General features: G+C 42.5%; 22 protein-coding genes. 17 read left to right on the top strand and 5 right to left on the bottom strand.

All coding sequences use genetic code 11. The annotated features are described in order from the left end of the window. Positions 1-48 precede the first annotated feature (48 nt). The 12 genes from AACV20_RS08730 to ttcA all read left to right on the top strand — a co-directional run bounded on the left by AACV20_RS08730 (position 49) and on the right by ttcA (position 11,120). Positions 49-303, top strand: coding sequence for an RstC protein (locus AACV20_RS08730; RefSeq protein ID WP_170907141.1), 255 nt, complete (start codon positions 49-51; stop codon positions 301-303). A gap of 821 nt (positions 304-1,124) precedes the next feature. Continuing rightward, positions 1,125-2,552: a cytochrome-c oxidase, cbb3-type subunit I gene (gene ccoN / locus AACV20_RS08720; protein WP_026028003.1), complete on the top strand. Its 1,428-nt coding sequence runs from the start codon at positions 1,125-1,127 to the stop codon at positions 2,550-2,552. A gap of 12 nt (positions 2,553-2,564) precedes the next feature. Beyond that, entirely contained in the window at positions 2,565-3,179 is a 615-nt protein-coding gene (gene ccoO, locus AACV20_RS08715; protein WP_013856896.1) for a cytochrome-c oxidase, cbb3-type subunit II, read from the top strand. A 9-nt stretch (positions 3,180-3,188) separates the two neighbouring features. Beyond that, positions 3,189-3,365: a CcoQ/FixQ family Cbb3-type cytochrome c oxidase assembly chaperone gene (locus tag AACV20_RS08710; protein WP_010320252.1), complete on the top strand. Its 177-nt coding sequence runs from the start codon at positions 3,189-3,191 to the stop codon at positions 3,363-3,365. After that, positions 3,362-4,339, top strand: coding sequence for a cytochrome-c oxidase, cbb3-type subunit III (gene ccoP / locus AACV20_RS08705; RefSeq protein ID WP_013856895.1), 978 nt, complete (start codon positions 3,362-3,364; stop codon positions 4,337-4,339). The genes AACV20_RS08710 and ccoP overlap by 4 nt, the downstream gene beginning before the upstream one ends. Before the next feature lie 86 nt (positions 4,340-4,425). Beyond that, positions 4,426-4,905 (top strand): FixH family protein, encoded by a 480-nt coding sequence (locus AACV20_RS08700; protein WP_017042885.1) that lies wholly within the window; start codon positions 4,426-4,428, stop codon positions 4,903-4,905. Positions 4,906-4,908: 3 nt separating this feature from the next. Continuing rightward, positions 4,909-7,281 (top strand): heavy metal translocating P-type ATPase, encoded by a 2,373-nt coding sequence (locus tag AACV20_RS08695; RefSeq protein WP_170907140.1) that lies wholly within the window; start codon positions 4,909-4,911, stop codon positions 7,279-7,281. Then, positions 7,282-7,452, top strand: a complete 171-nt coding sequence (gene ccoS / locus AACV20_RS08690; protein WP_013856892.1) for a cbb3-type cytochrome oxidase assembly protein CcoS — start codon at positions 7,282-7,284, stop codon at positions 7,450-7,452. It abuts the gene before it with no gap. Then, on the top strand, positions 7,449-8,129 hold the full coding sequence (locus tag AACV20_RS08685) for a sulfite exporter TauE/SafE family protein (protein ID WP_105976975.1): 681 nt from the start codon (positions 7,449-7,451) through the stop codon (positions 8,127-8,129). Before ccoS ends, AACV20_RS08685 begins: the two co-directional genes overlap by 4 nt. 88 nt (positions 8,130-8,217) lie before the next feature. Further along, on the top strand, positions 8,218-8,970 hold the full coding sequence (locus AACV20_RS08680; protein ID WP_010320258.1) for an FNR family transcription factor: 753 nt from the start codon (positions 8,218-8,220) through the stop codon (positions 8,968-8,970). Between the two features lie 127 nt (positions 8,971-9,097). Next, positions 9,098-10,045, top strand: coding sequence for a universal stress protein UspE (uspE, locus tag AACV20_RS08675; RefSeq protein ID WP_013856890.1), 948 nt, complete (start codon positions 9,098-9,100; stop codon positions 10,043-10,045). A gap of 142 nt (positions 10,046-10,187) precedes the next feature. Further along, positions 10,188-11,120 (top strand): tRNA 2-thiocytidine(32) synthetase TtcA, encoded by a 933-nt coding sequence (gene ttcA / locus AACV20_RS08670; protein ID WP_094164789.1) that lies wholly within the window; start codon positions 10,188-10,190, stop codon positions 11,118-11,120. Positions 11,121-11,186: 66 nt separating this feature from the next. Here the strand turns inward: ttcA and AACV20_RS08665 are convergent, their stop codons facing one another. From AACV20_RS08665 to AACV20_RS08655, 3 genes are read right to left on the bottom strand one after another with little or no spacing between them, the layout of a single operon-like run. Further along, positions 11,187-11,849, bottom strand: coding sequence for a DUF2987 domain-containing protein (locus AACV20_RS08665; RefSeq protein WP_017047641.1), 663 nt, complete (start codon positions 11,847-11,849; stop codon positions 11,187-11,189). 2 nt (positions 11,850-11,851) lie between these two features. Next, the gene (locus tag AACV20_RS08660) at positions 11,852-12,658 is read right to left on the bottom strand and encodes a glucosaminidase domain-containing protein (RefSeq protein WP_013856887.1); all 807 of its coding nucleotides are present in this window, start codon (positions 12,656-12,658) and stop codon (positions 11,852-11,854) included. Continuing rightward, positions 12,651-13,442, bottom strand: a complete 792-nt coding sequence (locus AACV20_RS08655; RefSeq protein WP_170907139.1) for a hypothetical protein — start codon at positions 13,440-13,442, stop codon at positions 12,651-12,653. Before AACV20_RS08655 ends, AACV20_RS08660 begins: the two co-directional genes overlap by 8 nt. Before the next feature lie 319 nt (positions 13,443-13,761). Between AACV20_RS08655 and potA the strand changes: the two genes are divergently transcribed. The 5 genes from potA to AACV20_RS08630 all read left to right on the top strand — a co-directional run bounded on the left by potA (position 13,762) and on the right by AACV20_RS08630 (position 18,813). Next, positions 13,762-14,898 (top strand): spermidine/putrescine ABC transporter ATP-binding protein PotA, encoded by a 1,137-nt coding sequence (gene potA, locus AACV20_RS08650; RefSeq protein WP_096036388.1) that lies wholly within the window; start codon positions 13,762-13,764, stop codon positions 14,896-14,898. After that, on the top strand, positions 14,882-15,739 hold the full coding sequence (potB, locus tag AACV20_RS08645; RefSeq protein ID WP_026027331.1) for a spermidine/putrescine ABC transporter permease PotB: 858 nt from the start codon (positions 14,882-14,884) through the stop codon (positions 15,737-15,739). Before potA ends, potB begins: the two co-directional genes overlap by 17 nt. Further along, entirely contained in the window at positions 15,739-16,509 is a 771-nt protein-coding gene (potC, locus tag AACV20_RS08640; protein WP_013856883.1) for a spermidine/putrescine ABC transporter permease PotC, read from the top strand. The genes potB and potC overlap by 1 nt, the downstream gene beginning before the upstream one ends. A gap of 106 nt (positions 16,510-16,615) precedes the next feature. After that, positions 16,616-17,650: an extracellular solute-binding protein gene (locus AACV20_RS08635; protein WP_026027330.1), complete on the top strand. Its 1,035-nt coding sequence runs from the start codon at positions 16,616-16,618 to the stop codon at positions 17,648-17,650. Positions 17,651-17,775: 125 nt separating this feature from the next. Next, positions 17,776-18,813, top strand: coding sequence for an extracellular solute-binding protein (locus tag AACV20_RS08630; RefSeq protein ID WP_013856881.1), 1,038 nt, complete (start codon positions 17,776-17,778; stop codon positions 18,811-18,813). A gap of 31 nt (positions 18,814-18,844) precedes the next feature. Here the strand turns inward: AACV20_RS08630 and cobB are convergent, their stop codons facing one another. Both cobB and AACV20_RS08620 read right to left on the bottom strand, forming a co-directional pair. Further along, entirely contained in the window at positions 18,845-19,582 is a 738-nt protein-coding gene (cobB, locus tag AACV20_RS08625) for a Sir2 family NAD+-dependent deacetylase (protein ID WP_013856880.1), read from the bottom strand. Positions 19,583-19,751: 169 nt separating this feature from the next. Next, the gene (locus AACV20_RS08620) at positions 19,752-20,972 is read right to left on the bottom strand and encodes an ammonium transporter (protein WP_017044715.1); all 1,221 of its coding nucleotides are present in this window, start codon (positions 20,970-20,972) and stop codon (positions 19,752-19,754) included. Positions 20,973-21,161 lie beyond the last annotated feature (189 nt).

Below are 21,161 nucleotides of genomic sequence, written 5' to 3'. Positions count from 1 at the left end.
TGAACAGCTACGGGCTTTTTACCACAACCAACTAAAGGACAGTTGATTATGACCATGAAAGAATACACGCTATCAGACGTAGAATCTAAGCTAAATGCAATTTCCAACATCTCAATTTTCTTAGGTACAGGCGATTGTCCTGATGAGATTGCCTTTAACTTACGAGATCATATGCACGATGAAATAGAAAACCTTCAAGGTATGTTGAGTTTCATCCGGCTTTATCCAGAGCTTAAAGCCCAAGAACGTCAAGCATCAAAACCCCAAATCGATTCATCCAATCCCAAAAATGATCATGCCTAAAGTGCGTATTATGTATATTATGTTAAGTTGAAAATGATCATATTTTAGTGTACGAATATTTCTTTCCTCTTTTCTATCTATCCTCATGATATTAAACATAATCAGTATTTACCATAAAATACCTAATAACTAGTCTGATAATCGAAGATTTCATTCTAGTTATTAGGTATGCTGATCAATCCAAGAACCAGATTGGGTTCATGTTTTATTTTTGTAAGAGTTTATATCGAGGATCTTTTTCCAATTATCTTGAAAGTTATAGGTTTATTGGGTGAATTTGGTTGGATTATCCAGTGGTCGGAATGTTGAATAAGTGTTCCATTTGTATGTATTTCTAGTTCAGGAATTCGTGGCCCAATTATGTATTGATTTGGGTTTTTATCATCTTTAATCACTATAATTTCCTGTTCATTTACAAATACAGAACAATTTGGCGTTGGAGTGCAGCTTGTCATGTCGACGTTTTGATAAGAAAAAGTCCTCCAGAAAAAAGCGACCAAAAGAATGAGTGATGTGATTAGTATTTGAGCAAACCTGTGTTTTGTAAGCTTTTCTGAAGCCATGATGCTTCCTTCCTCGTGTAACAAACTTCAAAGTTTTGAAATAAAAGGCCAAATCCTGAACAACTGTAAGGTTACTACTCTGTCATTGAATTGTTAATTGCAGTATAGTTGACGGTTGAAAATGCCACTTTTTTTTAAAGTCAGCAATAGATAGTAACGTTCTGATAAAGCAGTATTTCTATTGTGGATTTGGGGGGCATTACGACATGTGTCGTGTTGGAAGTAAAGTGTAGTTAATTAGAAATTGGAAGCATGCAAATGAGCCAAGAAAAGCAGCTTGAACAAAACTACAACTATACAGTTGTTCGGCAATTTACCTTAGTGACTATTCTCTGGGGTATTGTTGGTATGGCTGTAGGTGTTTTGATTGCCGCTCAATTAGTTTGGCCACAGCTAAACTTTGATACGCCGTGGTTGACGTACAGTCGCTTACGTCCTCTGCATACTAATGCGGTTATTTTTGCGTTTGGTACAAGTGCCCTCTTTGCAACATCTTATTATGTTGTTCAGCGTACTTGTCAAACTCGTCTATTTGGTGGTCCTCTTGTGCCCTTCACCTTTTGGGGATGGCAAGCCATTATTTTATCTGCAGCAATAACTTTACCTTTGGGTTATACCTCCGGTAAAGAATACGCGGAATTAGAATGGCCAATTGATATCGCCATTGCTCTTGTATGGGTATCTTATGCGATAGTGTTTTTTGGAACACTCGTCAAGCGTAAGACGGCACATATCTATGTGGCAAACTGGTTCTTCGGAGCTTTTATCCTTACTGTTGCTGTATTACATATTGTAAATAGCATGGCAATCCCTGTTTCTATGGGTAAATCGTATTCAGTTTACGCTGGGGCGGTGGATGCTATGGTTCAGTGGTGGTACGGTCATAATGCGGTGGGTTTCCTGCTTACTGCCGGCTTCCTTGGTATGATGTATTACTTTGTACCAAAACAAGCTGAACGCCCTGTTTATTCATACCGTTTATCGATTGTTCACTTTTGGGCTTTGATCTCTCTTTACATTTGGGCTGGTCCGCACCATTTACACTACACTGCTCTGCCTGACTGGACTCAGTCACTTGGCATGGTGATGTCGTTGGTGTTGTTTGCTCCTTCATGGGGCGGGATGATCAACGGGATCATGACGTTATCTGGTGCTTGGCATAAACTGCGCTATGACCCAATCTTACGATTCCTCATCGTTTCATTGTCATTCTACGGAATGTCTACGTTTGAAGGACCAATGATGTCGATTAAGACAGTTAATGCACTGTCACACTACACCGACTGGACTATTGGTCACGTGCATTCTGGAGCTCTAGGTTGGGTGGCGATGGTGTCGATTGGTTCGGTATACCATTTAATCCCTCGCCTATTTAACCAAGAGCGTATGTACTCTGTTAGTTTGATCAATGCTCACTTCTGGTTAGCGACTATTGGTACGGTGCTCTACATCGTTGCGATGTGGATTTCAGGTGTTATGCAGGGCTTGATGTGGCGTGCTGTTAACTCTGACGGTACGTTAACGTACAGTTTTGTTGAGTCTGTCCAAGCCTCTTACCCATTCTATACCGTTCGATTCATTGGTGGATTTATCTTCTTAGCAGGTATGTTCCTGATGGCTTACAACACGTATAAAACGGTTTTTGCACCAGATAATAGCTTAAAAGCTATTCCTCAACCGGCATAAGGAGATGAAAGAATGAGTTCTAATAATCGCCATGAAATCATCGAACGTAATGTCGGTTTACTGGCTATTTTCATTATTTTTGCCATCAGTTGGGGAGCCTTGGTTGAAATCACGCCATTGATTTTCCAAAAGCAAACTACTGAGCCTGTTGAAAATCTTAAGCCCTACACTGCGCTGCAACTTGAAGGCCGTGATATCTATATTCGCGAAGGTTGTAACGTTTGCCATAGCCAAATGATTCGCCCATTCCGTTCCGAAACGGAGCGTTATGGTCATTATTCGGTGGCTGGTGAAAGTGTTTGGGAGCATCCATTTGTGTGGGGTTCGAAGCGGACTGGGCCTGATTTGGCTCGTGTTGGTGGTCGTTATTCTGATGAATGGCATCGAGTTCACTTGACTAATCCTCGCGAACTGGTTCCTGAATCAAACATGCCCGGTTTTCCTTGGCTAGCAAAAAATGTGTTGGACGGCAAGCTTACGCAAAGCAAACTTGAATTATTCCGTAATCAGTTTGGTGTGCCGTATACCGATGAACAAATCGCGAATGCAGCAAAAGATGTCGAAGGGAAATCAGAAATGGATGCAATCATTTCTTATCTTCAATCTCTTGGTCACGCAATGAAGTAAGGGGTAGTTATGGATATCGGTACTATTCACAGTATTTGGACCATAGTGCTGTTCGTCTGTTTTATAGGCGTAGTGTGGTGGGCCTATGGCAAAAACCGTAAAGCTCGTTTCGATGAAGCGGCTAACCTCATTTTTGCCGATGAACAGCCCAAATCCTCTAAGGAACAAGGAGTGACTAAACAATGACGACATTTTGGAGTCTATGGGTCATCATCATTACGGTGGGAACTTTGCTGGGCTGTGCGATTCTGCTCGTTTGGTGTTTAAAAGACAAAATGGGAGTGGAAGAAGGCTCGGATATGGGCCATGAATACGATGGTATTCGTGAGCTCAACAACCCTCTGCCTAAATGGTGGACCTATCTTTTTATTAGTACGTTTATTTTTGCCGCTATCTATCTGACCCTCTATCCTGGGTTAGGTAGTTTTAAAGGTGTACTTGGTTGGCAAAGTTCAGATCAAACCATTCGCTCTCTTGATGAGTCCAAAGCCTCGATTGCAAATGCGCAAAACAATAAAGTGTTAGTACAGTATGCAAAAGAGTTAGATGACGCAAACACCTACTTTGGTGAAGCATTTAAACGCTTAGCTTATACTGGCGGCGGTTCGGATTTACGCCCTATTCCTGAAATTGCAGCAGATTCTGATGCATTGAAGGTTGGTCAGCGTTTATTCTTACAAAACTGCTCTCAGTGTCATGGTTCTGACGCTCGTGGTCAAAAAGGCTTTCCGAATCTAACCGATAATGCTTGGTTATATGGTGGTGAACCAGAAGCGATTGTGACCACTATCCGACATGGTCGTATTGGACAAATGCCAGCTTGGAAAGATGTCCTCGGTGAGCAAGGTGTGAAGGAAGTGGTGAGTTATACCCTAAGCCTTTCTGGGCGTTCTGTGAACGTTCGAGAAGCGGAAGCAGGTAAAGCTCGCTTCGTCGTTTGCGCCGCTTGTCATGGTACGGATGGTAAAGGTAACCCTGCGTTTGGAGCACCTGATCTTACTGATAACGATTGGTTATTTGGTGACTCAAGAGCCGATGTTACTCAAACGGTCATGCATGGCCGATCAGGTGTTATGCCTGCTTGGAATGACATTCTCGGTGAAGATAAAGTTCAACTGGTTGCTGCTTACGTGTGGAGTTTAAGCAATACAGAGAACTAGTTGCACAACAAAGGCAGCTCTTTATTAGGGCTGTCTTTCTTCTCTTTTTAATAAGCCTTCTTTATTTTGTTGTTGAGAACTTTTTTATGGTAACTCCTTGGTATAAACAATTCTGGCCGTGGTTTCTGATCATCTTACCGTTAACTGTGGTGATATGGACGATTGCAACGGTTATCGTCTTTTCTCAGAATTCAGTGTCATTGGTGACAGAGGATTACTACAAAAAAGGCAAAGGCATTAATATTGACCTATCAAAAATTAACGAAGCAAAAGCATTAAAGCTCAGCTCGGAAGTCTACTCTGAGGGTAATGATATTATCTTCAAATTTAATAAAGGTGAGCTTGAACACTACCCCGCGATTAAAATGATGTTTGCTCATCGGACACTGCCAGACCGTGATTTCACACAACTTGTCGCATCGGATGCACAAGGTATATATCGCATTACCCTGCCTGCCCCGTTACAAGGCCCTTGGTTCATCGAACTCACTCCTCACAATGAGGAGTGGTTAATCCAAGGTCGAGTAACGTTTCCAATGCCAACTTCTACTCAATTAATGAATTAAACTATGTGCAAAGCGTGTTACCACTGTGGTGAAGATGTACCAGCCAACACGGATTATAAAGTTGATATTCTAGGTAAAAGCAGAGATATGTGTTGTCCCGGTTGTGAAACCGTGGCTAAAACCATTGTAGAGAGTGGCCTAGTATCTTATTACCAATACCGAACGACCACTGCAGATAAAGTGGAGCTTGTGCCAGAGCAGCTCAAAGCACTCATTCATTATGATAATGATGATGTACAAGCAGAGTTCGTTCGTAACGACAACGAAACGTCCGAAGTGACGTTATCGTTAGAAGGTGTTTCCTGTGCGGCTTGTGCTTGGTTAATTGAAAAACAACTCTCTCATAAAAATGGGGTAATTTCGATAAGGGTCAATACCACTACCAACCGTGCTTTACTCAGTTGGGATAAGACACAAACACGACTCAGTGAATTACTCTCCACTATTCATAAATTAGGTTATAAGGCTGCCCCTTTTGAAGCAGACGCACATGAGGCAGCCTACCATCAATCAATGAAGCAATATCTTTATCGCTTGGGTATTGCAGGCCTAGCCACCATGCAAGTGATGATGCTTGCTGTGGCGCTCTATCTTGAGGTCTTCGGTGATCTTGATTCTGAGTTTCGCAATTATTTTCGTTGGGTTAGTTTGATCTTTGCAACCCCCGTACTTTTATACTCTGCCCTTCCCTTTTACCTCAATGCTTGGCGAAGCATTAGAGGCAGAACATTAGGTATGGATGTTCCTGTTTCTATCGCTCTTATTTTTGCGTATGTTGCTAGTCTGATAGCGACAGTGACTGAACAAGGCGAAGTCTTTTTTGAATCCATTTCAATGTTTACCTTTTTCTTACTGGTTGGACGATTTTTAGAGATGCGGGCGCGTAGAAAAGCCGCGGCGGCTAGCGGCAATTTACTGAAATTGATCCCTGCGGTTGCAACTACGTTGGATGGCCGTCAAGTGCCTGTAAAAACTCTAGCTCTTGGTGATCGAATTCGCGTGTTGCCTGGAGAACACGTCCCTGCTGATGGTCGAGTGTTGAATGGGCGTATTCATATTAATGAATCAATGTTGACCGGTGAATCAGTACCCGTTGTCAAAACAGTCGGTGATGCTGTTTTTGCTGGTACATTAAATGGCGATGAGTCTTTCGAGTTGGAAGTCACTGCATCTAAAGCGGATTCCGTTATTTCCAATATTGTTAGACTGCAAGATGAAGCTCAAATGTCTAAGCCTAAGATTGCAGAAATTGCTGATATTGTCGCGAGATATTTTGTGGCTGTAATTTTGATTATTGCAGCAGCCACTTGGTTTTATTGGCACCAGACAAAACCTGAAGATGCATTTTGGATCATGTTAGCGGTCTTGGTGGCAACCTGCCCGTGCGCGCTTTCTCTTGCGACCCCCACAGCCATCACTTGCGCTACATCACGAATGGGTGACTTTGGTATTTTATTGAGAAAAAACCATGTCTTTGAAACACTTTGCAAAGTTAACCATTTGATTATTGATAAAACGGGAACGTTGACCCGTGGTGATATCGAAATTAGTGACGTTGAGTTGCATGGTGATATAGACGAAAACCATTGTTTGGCGCTAGCCGCTGCTTTGGAGCATCATGCCAATCACCCCATTGCCAGAGCGTTTGCGCAATATCGTAATGACGAGTTTCGTGTTGAGCATGTGCAGAATATGATTGGGTCTGGTATTCAAGGTAAATATTTAGGTGGCGATGTTCGTATCGGCAGCGCCGAATTTGTTTTGAACGACATCAGTGACGATCGGGCAAATCGTATTTATCTGTCGCTCAACGGGCAACACATTGCGACCTTCACGTACCGCGATCCTATCCGTAGTGAAGCGAAACAATTTATCGATCGTTTCCATCATGAAGGAATTAAGATCACGCTATTAACGGGTGACTCTCAACTTAATGCACAAAGTGTGGCCGCCGAAATGGACATCGATATTGTCGTATCGAATGCCAAACCAGAAGATAAACTGAGTTACTTAAAGTCGTTACCAGATGATGATATCACCATGATGATTGGCGATGGCATTAATGATGCGCCAACGCTTGCTGGTGCGCACTTATCAGTCGCTATGGGTGGTGGAACCGATGTCGCAAAAGCATCCGCTGATATGGTTTTACTTGGTGATAAACTCGACAGATTATTGGAAGCCAGAAGCTTAGCGTTAAAAGCTCGCAAAATCATTCGGGAAAATTTAGCGTGGTCACTTGGATACAATATTATTGTTTTGCCACTCGCCGTTGCTGGGCTGGTTGCTCCTTACATTGCCGTTGTGGGCATGTCGGCGAGTTCGATTATTGTGGTATCTAATTCTCTTCGACTACTCAAAAAGAGGGATAAGTAGATGGAAAGTCTTTATATATTGATCCCCATAGCGATCGTTTTGGTTACGATCGCCGTCATCATCTTTTTATGGGCAGTAAAGAGCGAACAGTTTGAAGATTTAGAACGCCAAGGACACAATATTTTGTTTGATGAAGATGAACTTACCTCATCAAAAGAAGAGAAAAAATGACCGCAGATTGGATTGGTGCTTTCTTTATCGGTTTACTTGGAGCTGGCCACTGTATGGGAATGTGTGGCGGAATTGCTTCTCTTTTGACCTTAGGTGAAAAACGCAGTGATCGACTCCCAATACTGCTTGTTTTTTACAACCTTGGGCGTATTGCCAGCTATATGCTGTTTGGCGGTTTATTAGGAGGCCTCGCCGCCTCGCTATCCGAATTTTCTACACTTAATCATGCGTTGATTTGGTTGCGGCTCATTGCGGCAGTCCTAATGATTGTACTTGGATTGTATGTTGGCCGTTGGTGGTTTGGTCTGTTAAAGCTGGAGAAGGTTGGGCAAAAAATCTGGAGTTTTATTTCGCCTTTTGGGCAATCATTGCTCCCGCTTAGGAAAACGTGGTTCGCTCTCCCTTTTGGGTTTATCTGGGGGTGGTTACCTTGTGGGCTAGTTTACTCGGTACTGACTTGGTCTGTTGTGTCCGGTAGTGCACTGTCAGGGGCACTGGTTATGGCCTCTTTTGGTCTGGGAACCTTACCTGCGATGCTTCTTGTTGGTTATGGCGCGACCCGTTTGAAGAACATTCAACAATCATTCATATTTCGTCATTTTGCTGCGATTTTTATCATACTCTATGGTCTATACACGGGTTATGGAGCAGTGAGTATTTTATCATCTACGTGGTAGCTGTCTGATTTATGGCATCTTTTTTCGCTATCCTTTAGGGGTAATGGGTGCTAAAATATTGATGTACATCAAAAAGTGAAAGGTTGTTATGATTTCTGATAAGCCAGCGGCAAAGCGCATTCAATCTGGTGGTTGTGCAATTCACTGTCAAGATTGCAGCATTAGCCAGCTTTGTATTCCTTTTACGCTCAATGAATCTGAACTTGATCAACTTGATCAAATTATTGAGCGCAAAAAACCTATCCAAAAGGGCCAAGAGCTATTTAAAGCTGGTGACGACCTTAAGTCTCTCTACGCTATTCGCTCAGGTACAATTAAAAGTTATACCATTACTGAGCAAGGTGATGAACAAATCACTGCGTTTCATTTAGCGGGTGATTTAGTTGGTTTTGACGCGATCACTGATGATTCTCATCCTAGCTTTGCTCAGGCTCTAGAAACATCAATGGTATGCGAAATACCCTACGAAATTCTTGATGATCTTTCGGGTAAAATGCCTAAGTTACGTCAGCAAATTATGCGTTTGATGAGTAATGAAATTAAGGGCGACCAAGAGATGATTCTTCTGCTATCTAAAAAGAATGCGGAGGAAAGATTAGCGGCTTTTCTTTATAACTTGTCGACTCGTTTCTCTCAGCGCGGCTTTAGCCCTAGAGAGTTTCGTCTGACAATGACTCGTGGTGATATCGGTAACTACCTTGGTCTCACTGTTGAAACGATCAGTCGTCTACTCGGCCGTTTTCAGAAGTCTGAAATCCTTAGCGTTAAAGGCAAATACATCACAATCCTTGACCATGACCAACTGATGGAACTGGCAGGCGTATCTAAAGAAACTAAGTAACTTCAATGAGGTAGCTCTTAAATGAGCTACGTCATACTTCTGTTAAAAACTCTCTTTTTTTCTAAAATTCTCGCTGGTTATGAGCTAAAGTAACTCTAACGCCCTCCTCCATAATTAAGGAGTCGATATGAGTATTTATAGCAAGATTCTGGTGGTTGCTGACATCAACCACGATGAACAACCCGCCCTTGCCAGAGCCATACAGTTAGCGCAGCAAAGCACGTCTTCTAGCCACATTACATTTTTTCTATCTATTTATGATTTCTCTTATGACATGACGTCGATGCTCTCTGTTGATGAACGTGATGCTATGCGACGTGGTGTTATCCATCAGCGCGAGCAATGGATGAGGAAAGTAGCTGAACCGTATATTGATAGTTCGATCCAATTTGAAGTGAAAGTGGTGTGGCATAACCGCCCTTATGAAGCGATTATTGCTGAGATATTTTACGGAGAACATGACATTCTGATCAAAGGGACGCGTAAGCATGATGTCCTGGAATCCGTTATTTTTACACCGACAGATTGGCACTTATTGCGTAAATGCCCAACTCCAGTGCTATTGGTTAAAAATTCAGATTGGCCACAGAATGCGAATATAATCGCTTCGGTACATGTGGGGTCAGAAAATCCGGCTCATATTGATTTAAATGATTGCATGGTTGAACAACTAAAAAGCCTCACCACTCGTTTAGGTGCGACGCCTTATCTGGTGAATTCATACCCTATTACGCCTGCGAATATTACCATTGAGTTGCCCGAGTTTGATCCAATGACCTACACTGATGCTGTTCGTGGTCACCACTTGATGGCAATGAAAGCATTGCGACAAAAGCATGGTATAGATGAATCGCAAACACTTGTAGAGCAAGGCTTGCCTGAAGACGTCATTCCTCAAGCTGCTGAAAAGCTCAATGCGGCGATGGTTATTCTTGGTACGACGGGGCGTACAGGGTTATCGGCAGTATTTATTGGCAACACGGCAGAACAAGTCATTGATAAAATTAACTGTGATGTTTTAGCATTAAAGCCGCATGGCTACGTGAGCCCTTTAGATCCTAAAACCTCTATTTAAAATGGCCCGATCTATCATCGATCCCCCTTGTCATAGACGAGGGGGATTTTTTATCTTCCTTACTTGTTAGATCTGGCATCTGCGTTATTTATCCGTATCATACGCACTCTATTTTGTTTTAAAGATTAAAGACCAGACACTGATGACTGAGCAAATTCAAGAGCGCACCAAAGCTCAACAATATAATTTCAATAAACTTCAGAAGCGTATCCGTCGCAATACGGGTCAAGCCATTGCTGACTTTAATATGATTGAAGATGGCGACCGTATTATGGTATGTCTTTCTGGCGGTAAAGATAGCTTTACTATGCTGGATATTCTAATGAGCCTTCAGAAAAGTGCCCCTGTTAGCTTTGAGCTTATTGCCGTGAATCTTGATCAAAAACAGCCCGGATTTCCTGAACACATTCTGCCGCAGTACTTAGAGCAGCTAGGCGTTGAATATAAAATTATTGAAGAAGACACGTATTCTATTGTTCAAGATAAGATCCCTGAAGGGAAAACCACCTGCTCACTTTGTTCACGCTTACGCCGCGGCATTTTGTACCGTACAGCCAAAGAACTCGGTGCGACGAAAATTGCGTTAGGCCATCACCGTGACGACATTCTAGAAACGCTATTTTTGAACATGTTTTATGGTGGAAAGATCAAAGGAATGCCACCTAAACTTGTGTCTGATAACGGTGAACATGTGGTAATTCGCCCTCTAGCCTACTGTCGTGAAAAAGACATTATCAAATATGCGAACATGCGAGAGTATCCGATTATTCCATGTAATCTATGTGGCTCTCAGCCAAACATGCAACGTCAAAACATTAAGCAAATGCTAAATGGCTGGGATAAACAGTTCCCTGGGCGCATCGAGACCATGTTTAGTGCAATGCAAAATGTAGTGCCTAGCCATTTGGCTGATTTCAAGTTGTTTGACTTTAAGTCGATTAACCGTGATTCAGGCGTTATTAATGGCGGCGACATTGGTTTTGATAAAGAAGAGATGCCAATCCTAGCGCTCGAAGATGAGGATAGCGTGATGGAGTTTGATCCTAGTTTGAAGTTGGATGTCACCAATCTTTGATGTTCCTACAAAGATAAAAAGAATAAGGGCTGCGAATGCAGCCCTATTGATATTAGCCCAACATGTCTAATGTTTCGCTTTGGGAAGATAAGGTAACACGCGAACCGTTTCTTGTGGTAACTGCATCGATCCACCTTCACCCAGTTGACTGAGATCCACTTGGGCTTTGCCATTTTCTATGTTAATGGTTTCGCCGTTACTCAACTGAATGACCGAATTCAAATTATTGGCAAATTCGAGTGTGACACCAGAAACATCGGGTGTGAACCAACTCGCAAACATCCCGCCGAGCTCTTCCAGTAATTTTTGCATCTGAGGTAATAAGATGGCGACCTGCTGGTAAGATATTTCTTCTTTGAACTGCTCTTTTGCCATAACAACAGTCGAAAAGTCACAACGCATATCTTGAGGAGTATCGACAAACACTAACGGATTCGCTTGCCGTAAATGATCGTCTAAAGGAAGTAGTAGTTCGTGGTTGCTACTGACTTTCAACGCTTCATAGTGCTTTTCTTTTTCCATCCAAGCCTTCTCTATTGGGCAGAGCTGCTTGGTATTTGCATTAAGGAAATAATAAGCGACTTTGACATTGGGGTACTCTTCTTTCACGTTATTTTTCATTGCTGAAAACAACTTGGAGTATGTAAACATATACTCTTGAGCGTTAACGGGAAATGCGTTAGCAAAGCATAACGTTGTCAGTAATAAGGTAAGCGTTCTTTTTTTCATTATTATTCTGTCCAGAAAGGCTGATTGTGACGCATCATAGATTGAAGATCTTGCACATAAGCTTCTCCGCGCTCTGAGTATTTCAATAAGCCATTGGTCATCTCCATGGCACTGTCAGCACTCAATAAATCGGCATTATTTTTTCTTAATCGAAAACGAATCTCTCGTAAATCATGATAAGCGGAATTGCGGTTAACATTCATGAAGTAACCGTGGATTGACTCTTGAACAGAACCAAAACTCGCCACTTCGTGAGTCATACCTTCCACTCGTTGCAAAGGTACCAACCCACACCCTACACTGTAACACCATTGACCGAAATAGTTGTTTCCTTCAGTTGCAAAGCGAGAGGTTCCCCAAGCCGATTCATTCGCTGCCTGGGTCAAGACTAACGCTTCGGGTAAAACGTCAACTCGATGAAGCATGTTTTCTAGCCATGCGCTAGTGATGCCTTCTGCAGGAATCGGTACTTCATATCGCTTAGAGAGTTTTTGCGCCTCACTATAGTCACTTTTGGCTATCTGATTGCTTAGATGATGTTGTGCAATCCTCTCTAATATTTCACGCTCTCGCAAAACACGTAAATTTTCCCAAGCTATTCCTGGTTTTAAGAAAGAAAAAAAAGCATGCTTTTTCTCATTCACATCATCGATGGCTGAGAAGTCAGGCGCTTTTCCAACAGCTCTAGCACCTTGCAAAGATGGAATGTCGCTTTTGTAAGTCGTCTCAGTTGAGGTTTGCTTGACGTAATAAACGCTGCAACTCACAACCACGAGCGAGATGGCGGTAAGTAAGATTATTTTACGCATTGAACACCTGAGAATTTGGATTATTGTCGGATTGATTAGTCGCTATGATCTTTAGTTTGATGCCGAACATATTACGATAAATAATCCCTTTAGCATGGAAGAAGAAAGGTAATACAAAAATGAAACCTATCCCATAAAAGAGCGCGGCGGCAACGAACATCAGCATGATCACGGAATAAATCACGGCAATAGGAACGATTTTTTTATTGACTGCGCGTAAGGATAATAGCAGTGATTGCATAGGTGGAACCCGTTTTTCGCAGATCAATAAGATGGATTGGCTAAACGCAATACTCAAATACATTGATAGCAATGGGAAAATCATTCCTGCTACACCTTGCAGTAATAAGCTGAATAGCGTTGCTAAAATCACTGGGATGGTGAACTGTAATCCCTTACCTATATGTCTTGGCTGTGTTCTTAACCCAGCGACATGACTCATCGCCATTAAGCTCACGCCAGCATAAATAGGTGCACTAACGACCTCATAGCTAAAATTAGCCACAAAAATAGCTTGTACAATATTGCCTGTGAAAGCTTCTGGTGTTTCTAACGCATCCAAGATTAGTGATGGATCACCCAGTTGCAATTTTAAAGCAATATAGAAGATCGCAAGCTGCACAAATAAAAGAATCACGATGGAAGGAGAAAAGGAGATAAATTGCTTGATCGTACAATCCCATGCCTCTTTGAGCACGGAGTTGACTTTTAGCTCGTAATCTCCCTTGAGCGCATGCTCTACATTACCGCCTAAATTGAAATCTTTTTCAATATCATTATTCATAAAATGTCCTAGGCAACGGAAAAGCAAGTTGCCTGTATTTGGGTCACAAAGTTATTGTCATTATACTGCAATACACTCTAGTCCAAAATCAGAAGCCTAATCTGATCTTGCATTATTATGTGTTTGGTTGATAATTAACCACTTGAAAGCATTGAACAGTTAGTTAGTTCTGTATGGTAATCAATCTTTACTGCTACCTACAAAACTTTTTCTGTATCAATATAAGAAAACGCTTTGAATTCACTCTTTTGGTGATTATGATGCGCGCCTCAATTGTGTATAGCGACAGGTCGTAAGATAGGCATCCCTATAGACCAAGGTGGGAGAAAAACAGACGTTGAACGTAAAAAAATCAGTAGGAAAACCAGTAGTTCGTCTTTCTGGTATCAGTAAAAGTTTCGATGGTAAGGAAATCATTGGCAACCTAAACCTTGATGTTAATCATGGCGAATTCTTAACGATACTTGGTCCTTCTGGCTGTGGTAAAACAACAGTACTAAGAATGATTGCAGGTTTTGAAACCGCAGATCAAGGTTCAATTACTCTTGATAATCAAGATGTTACAAAAGTTCCTGCTGAACAGAGACACGTTAACACCGTCTTTCAAAGCTATGCACTTTTCCCACACATGACAGTATTTGAAAATGTCGCGTTTGGTTTGCGTATGCAAAAAGTGCCAACGGCGGACATTGAACCCCGTGTGATGGAAGCACTGCGGATGGTACGTCTCGACGCGATGGCCCAGCGTAAACCAAGTCAACTTTCTGGTGGTCAACAACAACGTATCGCGATCGCGCGTGCCGTTGTTAATAAACCTAAGGTTCTGTTACTAGACGAATCTTTATCCGCGCTTGACTATAAACTTCGTAAGCAGATGCAAATGGAGCTTAAGCAGCTTCAACGTCAGCTTGGGATCACCTTTATCTTCGTTACGCACGATCAAGAAGAAGCCTTATCAATGTCGGATCGCATTATTGTTATGCGTGAAGGGAAAATTGAGCAAGATGGCTCTCCACGTGAAATTTACGAAGACCCTAAAAACCTATTTGTTGCTCGCTTCATCGGTGAGATCAACGTATTTAATGCTGAAACGATTGAACGAATTGACGATAAGCGTATTCGTGCACATATCGAAGGTGTTGAAGCGGTGGTTTACCACGATCAAAATGTACAACCCAGACACAAACTACAAGTTTTGCTGCGTCCTGAAGATCTTCGCATCGAAGAGATTAAAGAGTCAGAAGAAAAAGGCATTGTTGGACACGTGACAGAACGTACCTACAAAGGCATGACTCTAGAATCTGTAGTCGAACTGGAAGAATCAGGCATGCGCGTGACGGTTAGCGAATTCTTTAACGAAGATGATCCTGATGTGGACCATTCTCTCGGCCAAAAAGTCGCTATCACTTGGGTTGAAAGCTGGGAGGTAGTACTCGATGATGAGCAAGAAGCTTAATCTTCAAAATGCTATTATCACATTGATTGTTGGGTGGTTAGTGCTGTTTGTGCTAATCCCTAACGTTATGATCATTGGTACTAGCTTTTTGACTCGCGATGAAGCCAACTTAATTGAAATGACCTTCACGCTTGATAACTATACACGCTTATTGGATCCACTTTACGCCAAAGTGCTCATGCACTCTTTCTATATGGCAATTGTGGCTACCCTTCTCTGCTTGGTTATTGGTTATCCATTTGCCTACATTGTCGCAAAAATGCCACAAAAATGGCGTCCAATTATGCTGTTTTTGGTGATTGTTCCTTTTTGGACGAACTCTCTTATCCGTACCTACGGATTAAAAATAGTGCTGGGCACGCAAGGCATCTTAAACCAAGCTTTAATGGCTTTAGACATCATAGACAAACCACTGCGTATTATGTACACCGAGACAGCGGTAATGATTGGCTTGGTTTACATCTTGCTGCCTTTTATGATTCTTCCGCTCTATTCTGCTATTGAAAAATTGGACGATACCTACATTGAAGCCGCGCGAGATCTAGGGGCAAATAAGCTTCAAACTTTGCTCAAGGTAGTATTGCCATTGACCATGCCGGGTATCATCGGGGGCTGCTTATTGGTGTTACTGCCAGCATTAGGTATGTTCTACATTGCTGACTTACTCGGTGGCGCGAAAAACCTGCTGATTGGTAACGTGATTAAGAGCCAAGTATTGAATGCTCGTGATTGGCCATTCGGCGCCGCGACCAGCATTGCCTTGACTCTGGCGATGGCTGTAATGCTTTATGCATACTATCGTGCTGGTAAGTTATTGAATAAGAAAGTGGAGCTAGACTAATGGGCAAAACAGTTAGATTTAGCTTTATGAGTTTAGTGTATGTATTTCTATACCTACCGATCATAGTGCTGATTGTAAACTCATTTAATGACAACAAATTTGGTATTAAATGGGGCGGTTTCACTACCAAGTGGTACCACGCTTTAGTTGCAAACGACAGCTTAGTTCAGGCCGCATGGCACTCGCTGAATGTCGCGGTTTTTTCAGCCACAGCAGCGACGCTGATTGGCAGTTTAACTGCTGTAGCCCTTTTTCGTTATCAATTTAAAGGTAAACGTGCAGTTAATGGTATGTTGTTTGTTGTGATGATGTCCCCAGATATTGTCATGGCAATTTCGCTACTTGCGCTATTCTTAGTGTTAGGTGCTCAGCTAGGTTTTCTTACTTTGTTGATTGCACACATTACATTCTGCTTACCTTTCGTTGTTGTGACTGTTTACAGTCGCCTCAACGGATTTGATGTAAAGATGCTTGAAGCTGCCAAAGATCTCGGTGCTGGCGAATGGGTGATTTTGACCAAAATCATTTTGCCATTAGCGAAACCGGCGGTTGCAGCTGGTTGGTTGCTGAGTTTCACACTGTCATTGGATGATGTGATCATTAGCTCGTTTGTAACCGGCCCTACTTACGAAATTTTACCATTGAAGATTTATTCTATGGTTAAAGTTGGCATTTCCCCAGAAGTTAACGCTCTGGCGACCGTGATGTTAGTTGTCTCATTGGCTCTAGTAATCACATCACAGTTGTTAGCAAGGGAAAAAGTGAAGTAGAATCGACATCTTGTAATACATTACGCGAAACAGAATGACAAATCGTCATTCTGTTTTTCTATCTAACGCCTAAAAATAGGCAACGTTTGGTTTGGAGCTAACGTCAATGAAAAAATGGGCTACTCTATTAGCTGGTAGTGCATGTGCGCTTTCTTTGTTCTCTGGAGCAGTAACAGCGGATGAAAACAAGGAACTAGTATTCATGAACTGGGGGCCGTACATTAACAGTGGTCTTCTAGAGCAGTTTACGAAAGAGACCGGCATCAAGGTCATTTATTCAACTTATGAATCGAATGAAACCCTGTATGCAAAGCTAAAAACTCACAACCAAGGTTATGATCTTGTTGTTCCATCCACCTACTTCGTTTCTAAAATGCGCGATGAAGGTATGTTACAAAAGATTGATAAGTCTAAATTAAGCAACTTTAAAAACCTTGATAACAACTATTTGAATAAACCTTACGATCCAAATAATGATTATTCAATTCCACACGTGGTTGCTATCACTGGGCTTGCGGTTAATACCGATATGTATGATCCCAATGATTTCCAAAGCTGGGGTGACCTATGGAACCCAGAGTTGAAAGGCCAGCTAATGTTGATGGATGATACTCGTGAGGTATTCCACATTGCCCTTCGTAAGTTAGGTTACTCAGGTAACACTACGGATGAAAAGCAAATTGATGAGGCCTACGCTGAGCTGCAAAAACTAATGCCCAATGTATTGGTATTTAACTCAGATAACCCTGCCGCTCCTTACCTCTCTGGTGAAGTTGGCTTAGGTATGCTGTGGAATGGCTCTGCAGCAGCGGCGCAAAAAGAAGGCTTGCCAATTAAGCTTGTTTTCCCTAAAGAAGGCGGTATCGGTTGGGTTGACAACTTTGCTATCAGTTCTGGTGCCAAAAACGTAGAAGCCGCACATATGATGATCGACTTCTTGCTACGTCCAGAAATTGCAGAACAAATTTCTCGCGACACGGGTTATTTAACTGGCGTGAAAGCGTCTAATGAGAAATTTAAAGACAGCCCTGCTCTTTTCCCATCTCAAGATGATTTAGATCGTGTTGAATGGCAATCTGCCGTTGGTGAAAAAACTGTGCAGTATGAAGATTACTTTATGAAGTTAAAAGCGGGTCAATAATTCCGCAAAAAGTATGAAATAGGCAGCACTAGCTGCCTATTTTCGTTAAAACTGGTATACTTTGCACTTTCGTATCACGCACCCTTGCCTAGTTAAGCTTTGGCACCGACTAAAATGGAAACGTAATGAAAAGCACACTGTATGCTGGCGCTATTTGCGCAGCAACTCTATTCACTACGCCTGCAATGGCTGCAGATCAAGAGCTTTATTTTTACAACTGGTCTGAATATATCCCCCACGACGTTCTCGAAGATTTCACCAAAGAGACAGGAATTAAAGTCATTTACTCAACCTATGAGTCTAATGAAAGCATGTATGCCAAGTTAAAGACTCAAGGTTCCGGCTACGATCTTGTCGTGCCATCCACCTACTTTGTTTCTAAAATGCGTAAAGAAGGCATGTTGCAGGAGATTGACCACGCTAAGCTTTCTCATTTTGCTGATCTTGATTCTAACTATCTCAATAAATCGTTCGACCCAAACAACAAATTTTCTATCCCTTATATCTGGGGCGCAACGGGGATTGGTATTAATACCGACATGCTTGATAAATCACTGATCAAAAACTGGGGCGACTTATGGGATGCCAAGTGGGAAGGTCAGTTGATGATGATGGACGATGCTCGTGAGGTGTTCCATATTGCACTGAGTAAGCTTGGTTACTCACCTAATACGACGGATCCTGACGAAATTAAAGCGGCCTATGAAGAGCTTAAAAAACTGATTCCAAACGTGTTAGTGTTCAACTCCGACTTTCCGGCAAACCCTTTTTTAGCGGGTGAAGTTTCTTTAGGTATGTTATGGAATGGCTCGGCGTATATGGCCCGCCAAGAAGGCGCTTCAATTGACATTATTTGGCCAGAAAAAGGCGCGATTTTCTGGATGGATAGCATATCCATTCCGGCCGGGGCCAAAAACGTTGATGCGGCTCATAAGATGATTGATTTCTTATTGCGCCCTGAGAATGCAGCAAAAATCGCATTAGAAATTGGTTACCCAACTCCCGTTAAAACAGCCTATTCACTGTTACCCAAATCTTTCGCCAATGATCCTAATATCTTCCCTCCACAATCTGTGATGGACAGCGGGTTTTGGCAAGATGAGGTGGGAGAAGCGAATGTGTTGTACGACGAATACTTCCAGAAGCTCAAAGTAAATAATTGATCATATTCAATGTTTAGATAACACGCCTACTCTAGGCGTGTTTCTTTTTTGGCATTTCTAACCCTAATATCTCTTCCACTAACCGCGGAACTTCAATACTGGCTTTACCGTAGCGTTTTTCCTCAAACTCACTTTCAACGGCACTCGGTTCTAAGTTGATCTCAATGGTGTGCGCGCCATGCATTCTGGCATCATGAACAAAGCCTGCAGCAGGATAAACAACACCCGATGTACCGATAGAGATAAAAAGATCAGCCGTCTCGAGTGCTGAATAAATATCGCCCATGCGCAGTGGCATTTCGCCAAACCAAACAATATGAGGTCGCATTTGAGCTGGAATTTGACAGCAATGACAAAGCTCTCCGCTCAGAATGTCGTCTTTATGCTCTATTACTTGGTTAGAAACGCTGCAGCGTGCTTTAAGCAGCTCACCGTGCATATGAATCACCTGTTTGCTACCACCCCGCTCATGAAGGTTATCAATATTCTGCGTAATAATCGTTACGTTTCCCTCTAGCTCTTGCTCTAATTTACCAAGCGCGATGTGGGCGGCATTAGGTTGTATTGATTCAGATTGGAGTTTTCGACGACGCTGATTATAGAAATCCTGTACGAGATCGGGATCACGTGCGAAACCTTCAGGGGTCGCGACATCCTCTATTTTATGGTTTTCCCATAACCCATCTTGAGCACGAAATGTTTTGATGCCTGATTCCGCTGAAATGCCTGCCCCCGTGAGGATCACGATATTCTTGTAAGGGAAATTCATACTATGTCCTTATTGCACGCTTTTTTGCTAGCTTAGCACCGATGCAATAACAACAGTAGTTTTGAGGGTTAGACCATAGTATAAAATGGCCATTGATTGCTTATTTTCTGTGACATAAACCGAGCTATGAAATAGACCGAAGTACCCCGCGACTTCGGTCTATATGTAATCAATCTTCGTTAATGGCGGAGATTTTATGAATAGCCAAATCCGCGCCGTTAAATTCGTCTTCTTCAGATAAACGCAATCCAGTCAATACATTGAGAGAGCCATAAACGATTGCGGCACCCAATACTGCCACTGAAATACCCAATAAGGTTCCTAGTAGTTGAACGGCGAGGCTGAGACCACCTAGGCCGCCGAGTGATGATTGGCCAAAAATACCAGCGGCAATCCCACCCCATGCACCACAAACACCATGTAATGGCCATACACCTAATACATCGTCTATTCTCGTTCGGTTTTGTAGTTGAGTGAACAACCAAACAAATAAAGCACCCGCTACCACTCCCGTCACTAAGGCACCCAGTGGGTGCATCAAGTCCGATCCTGCACACACCGCGACTAATCCCGCTAGAGGACCATTGTGGATAAAGCCAGGGTCATTTTTTCCGACAATTAACGCTGCTAAAATACCACCAGTCATGGCCATTAAAGAGTTCATCGCGACTAATCCACTAATTCCATTTAATGTTTGCGCTGACATGACGTTAAAACCAAACCAGCCCACACAAAGGATCCACGCGCCCAGTGCTAGGAACGGAATGTTGGATGGAGCAAAGTTGGTGTGCTTTCCTGCACGTACTCTTCCCTTACGCATTCCTAGAAACATGACAGCGATGAGTGCAATCCATCCGCCGACTGCATGCACGACCACAGAGCCAGCGAAATCGTGAAAAGCAGCACCGAATTGAGCTTCAAACCAGCTTTGCACGCCATAATTGCCATTCCAAATCATTCCCTCAAACAGCGGATAAACAAACCCGACGGTGAAAAAAGTAGCAATGAGAATCGGGTAAAACCGAGCGCGCTCGGCAATGCCTCCAGAAACGATAGCAGGAATAGCGGCGGCAAACGTCAATAGAAAAAAGAACTTAACTAGATGATAGCCGTTCCCTTGGGCAAGGGTTTGTGCATCAGCAAAGAAATGAGCGCCGTAGGCTATCCAGTAACCGATAAAAAAATAGGCGATTGTAGAAATACCGAAATCGGCGAGAATTTTTACCAGCGCGTTCACTTGGTTCTTTTTACGCACAGTCCCCACCTCAAGAAAGGCAAATCCGGCGTGCATTAAAAACACCATGATTGCTCCGAGCAGCAAAAATAGCGTATCAGAACTTTGAGTCAGGGCTTGTACGGCACCTTGAACCTGACTTACGGTTTGAGTCATCTTAGTGATTCTCCATTGAAATGTTGCGCACCAATCCTGTGCTACTTGATTATTTTCTCACCAATATAGTGAGTTATTGTTATTAAACAGCCTTAAAGCAAAATACATTCCAAAATAAACAAATGAATCAATAACTTTTCAATATCAAATAACTTATTGAAATAGAGTGAATTATATAAATATCAAGGG

Source organism: Vibrio sp. B4-6 (genome assembly GCF_963888245.1).
GTDB classification, from domain to species: Bacteria; Pseudomonadota; Gammaproteobacteria; order Enterobacterales; family Vibrionaceae; genus Vibrio; species Vibrio anguillarum.
Note: the sequence above shows the minus strand (reverse complement) of the source record. Positions and strands in the feature narration are given on the sequence as shown.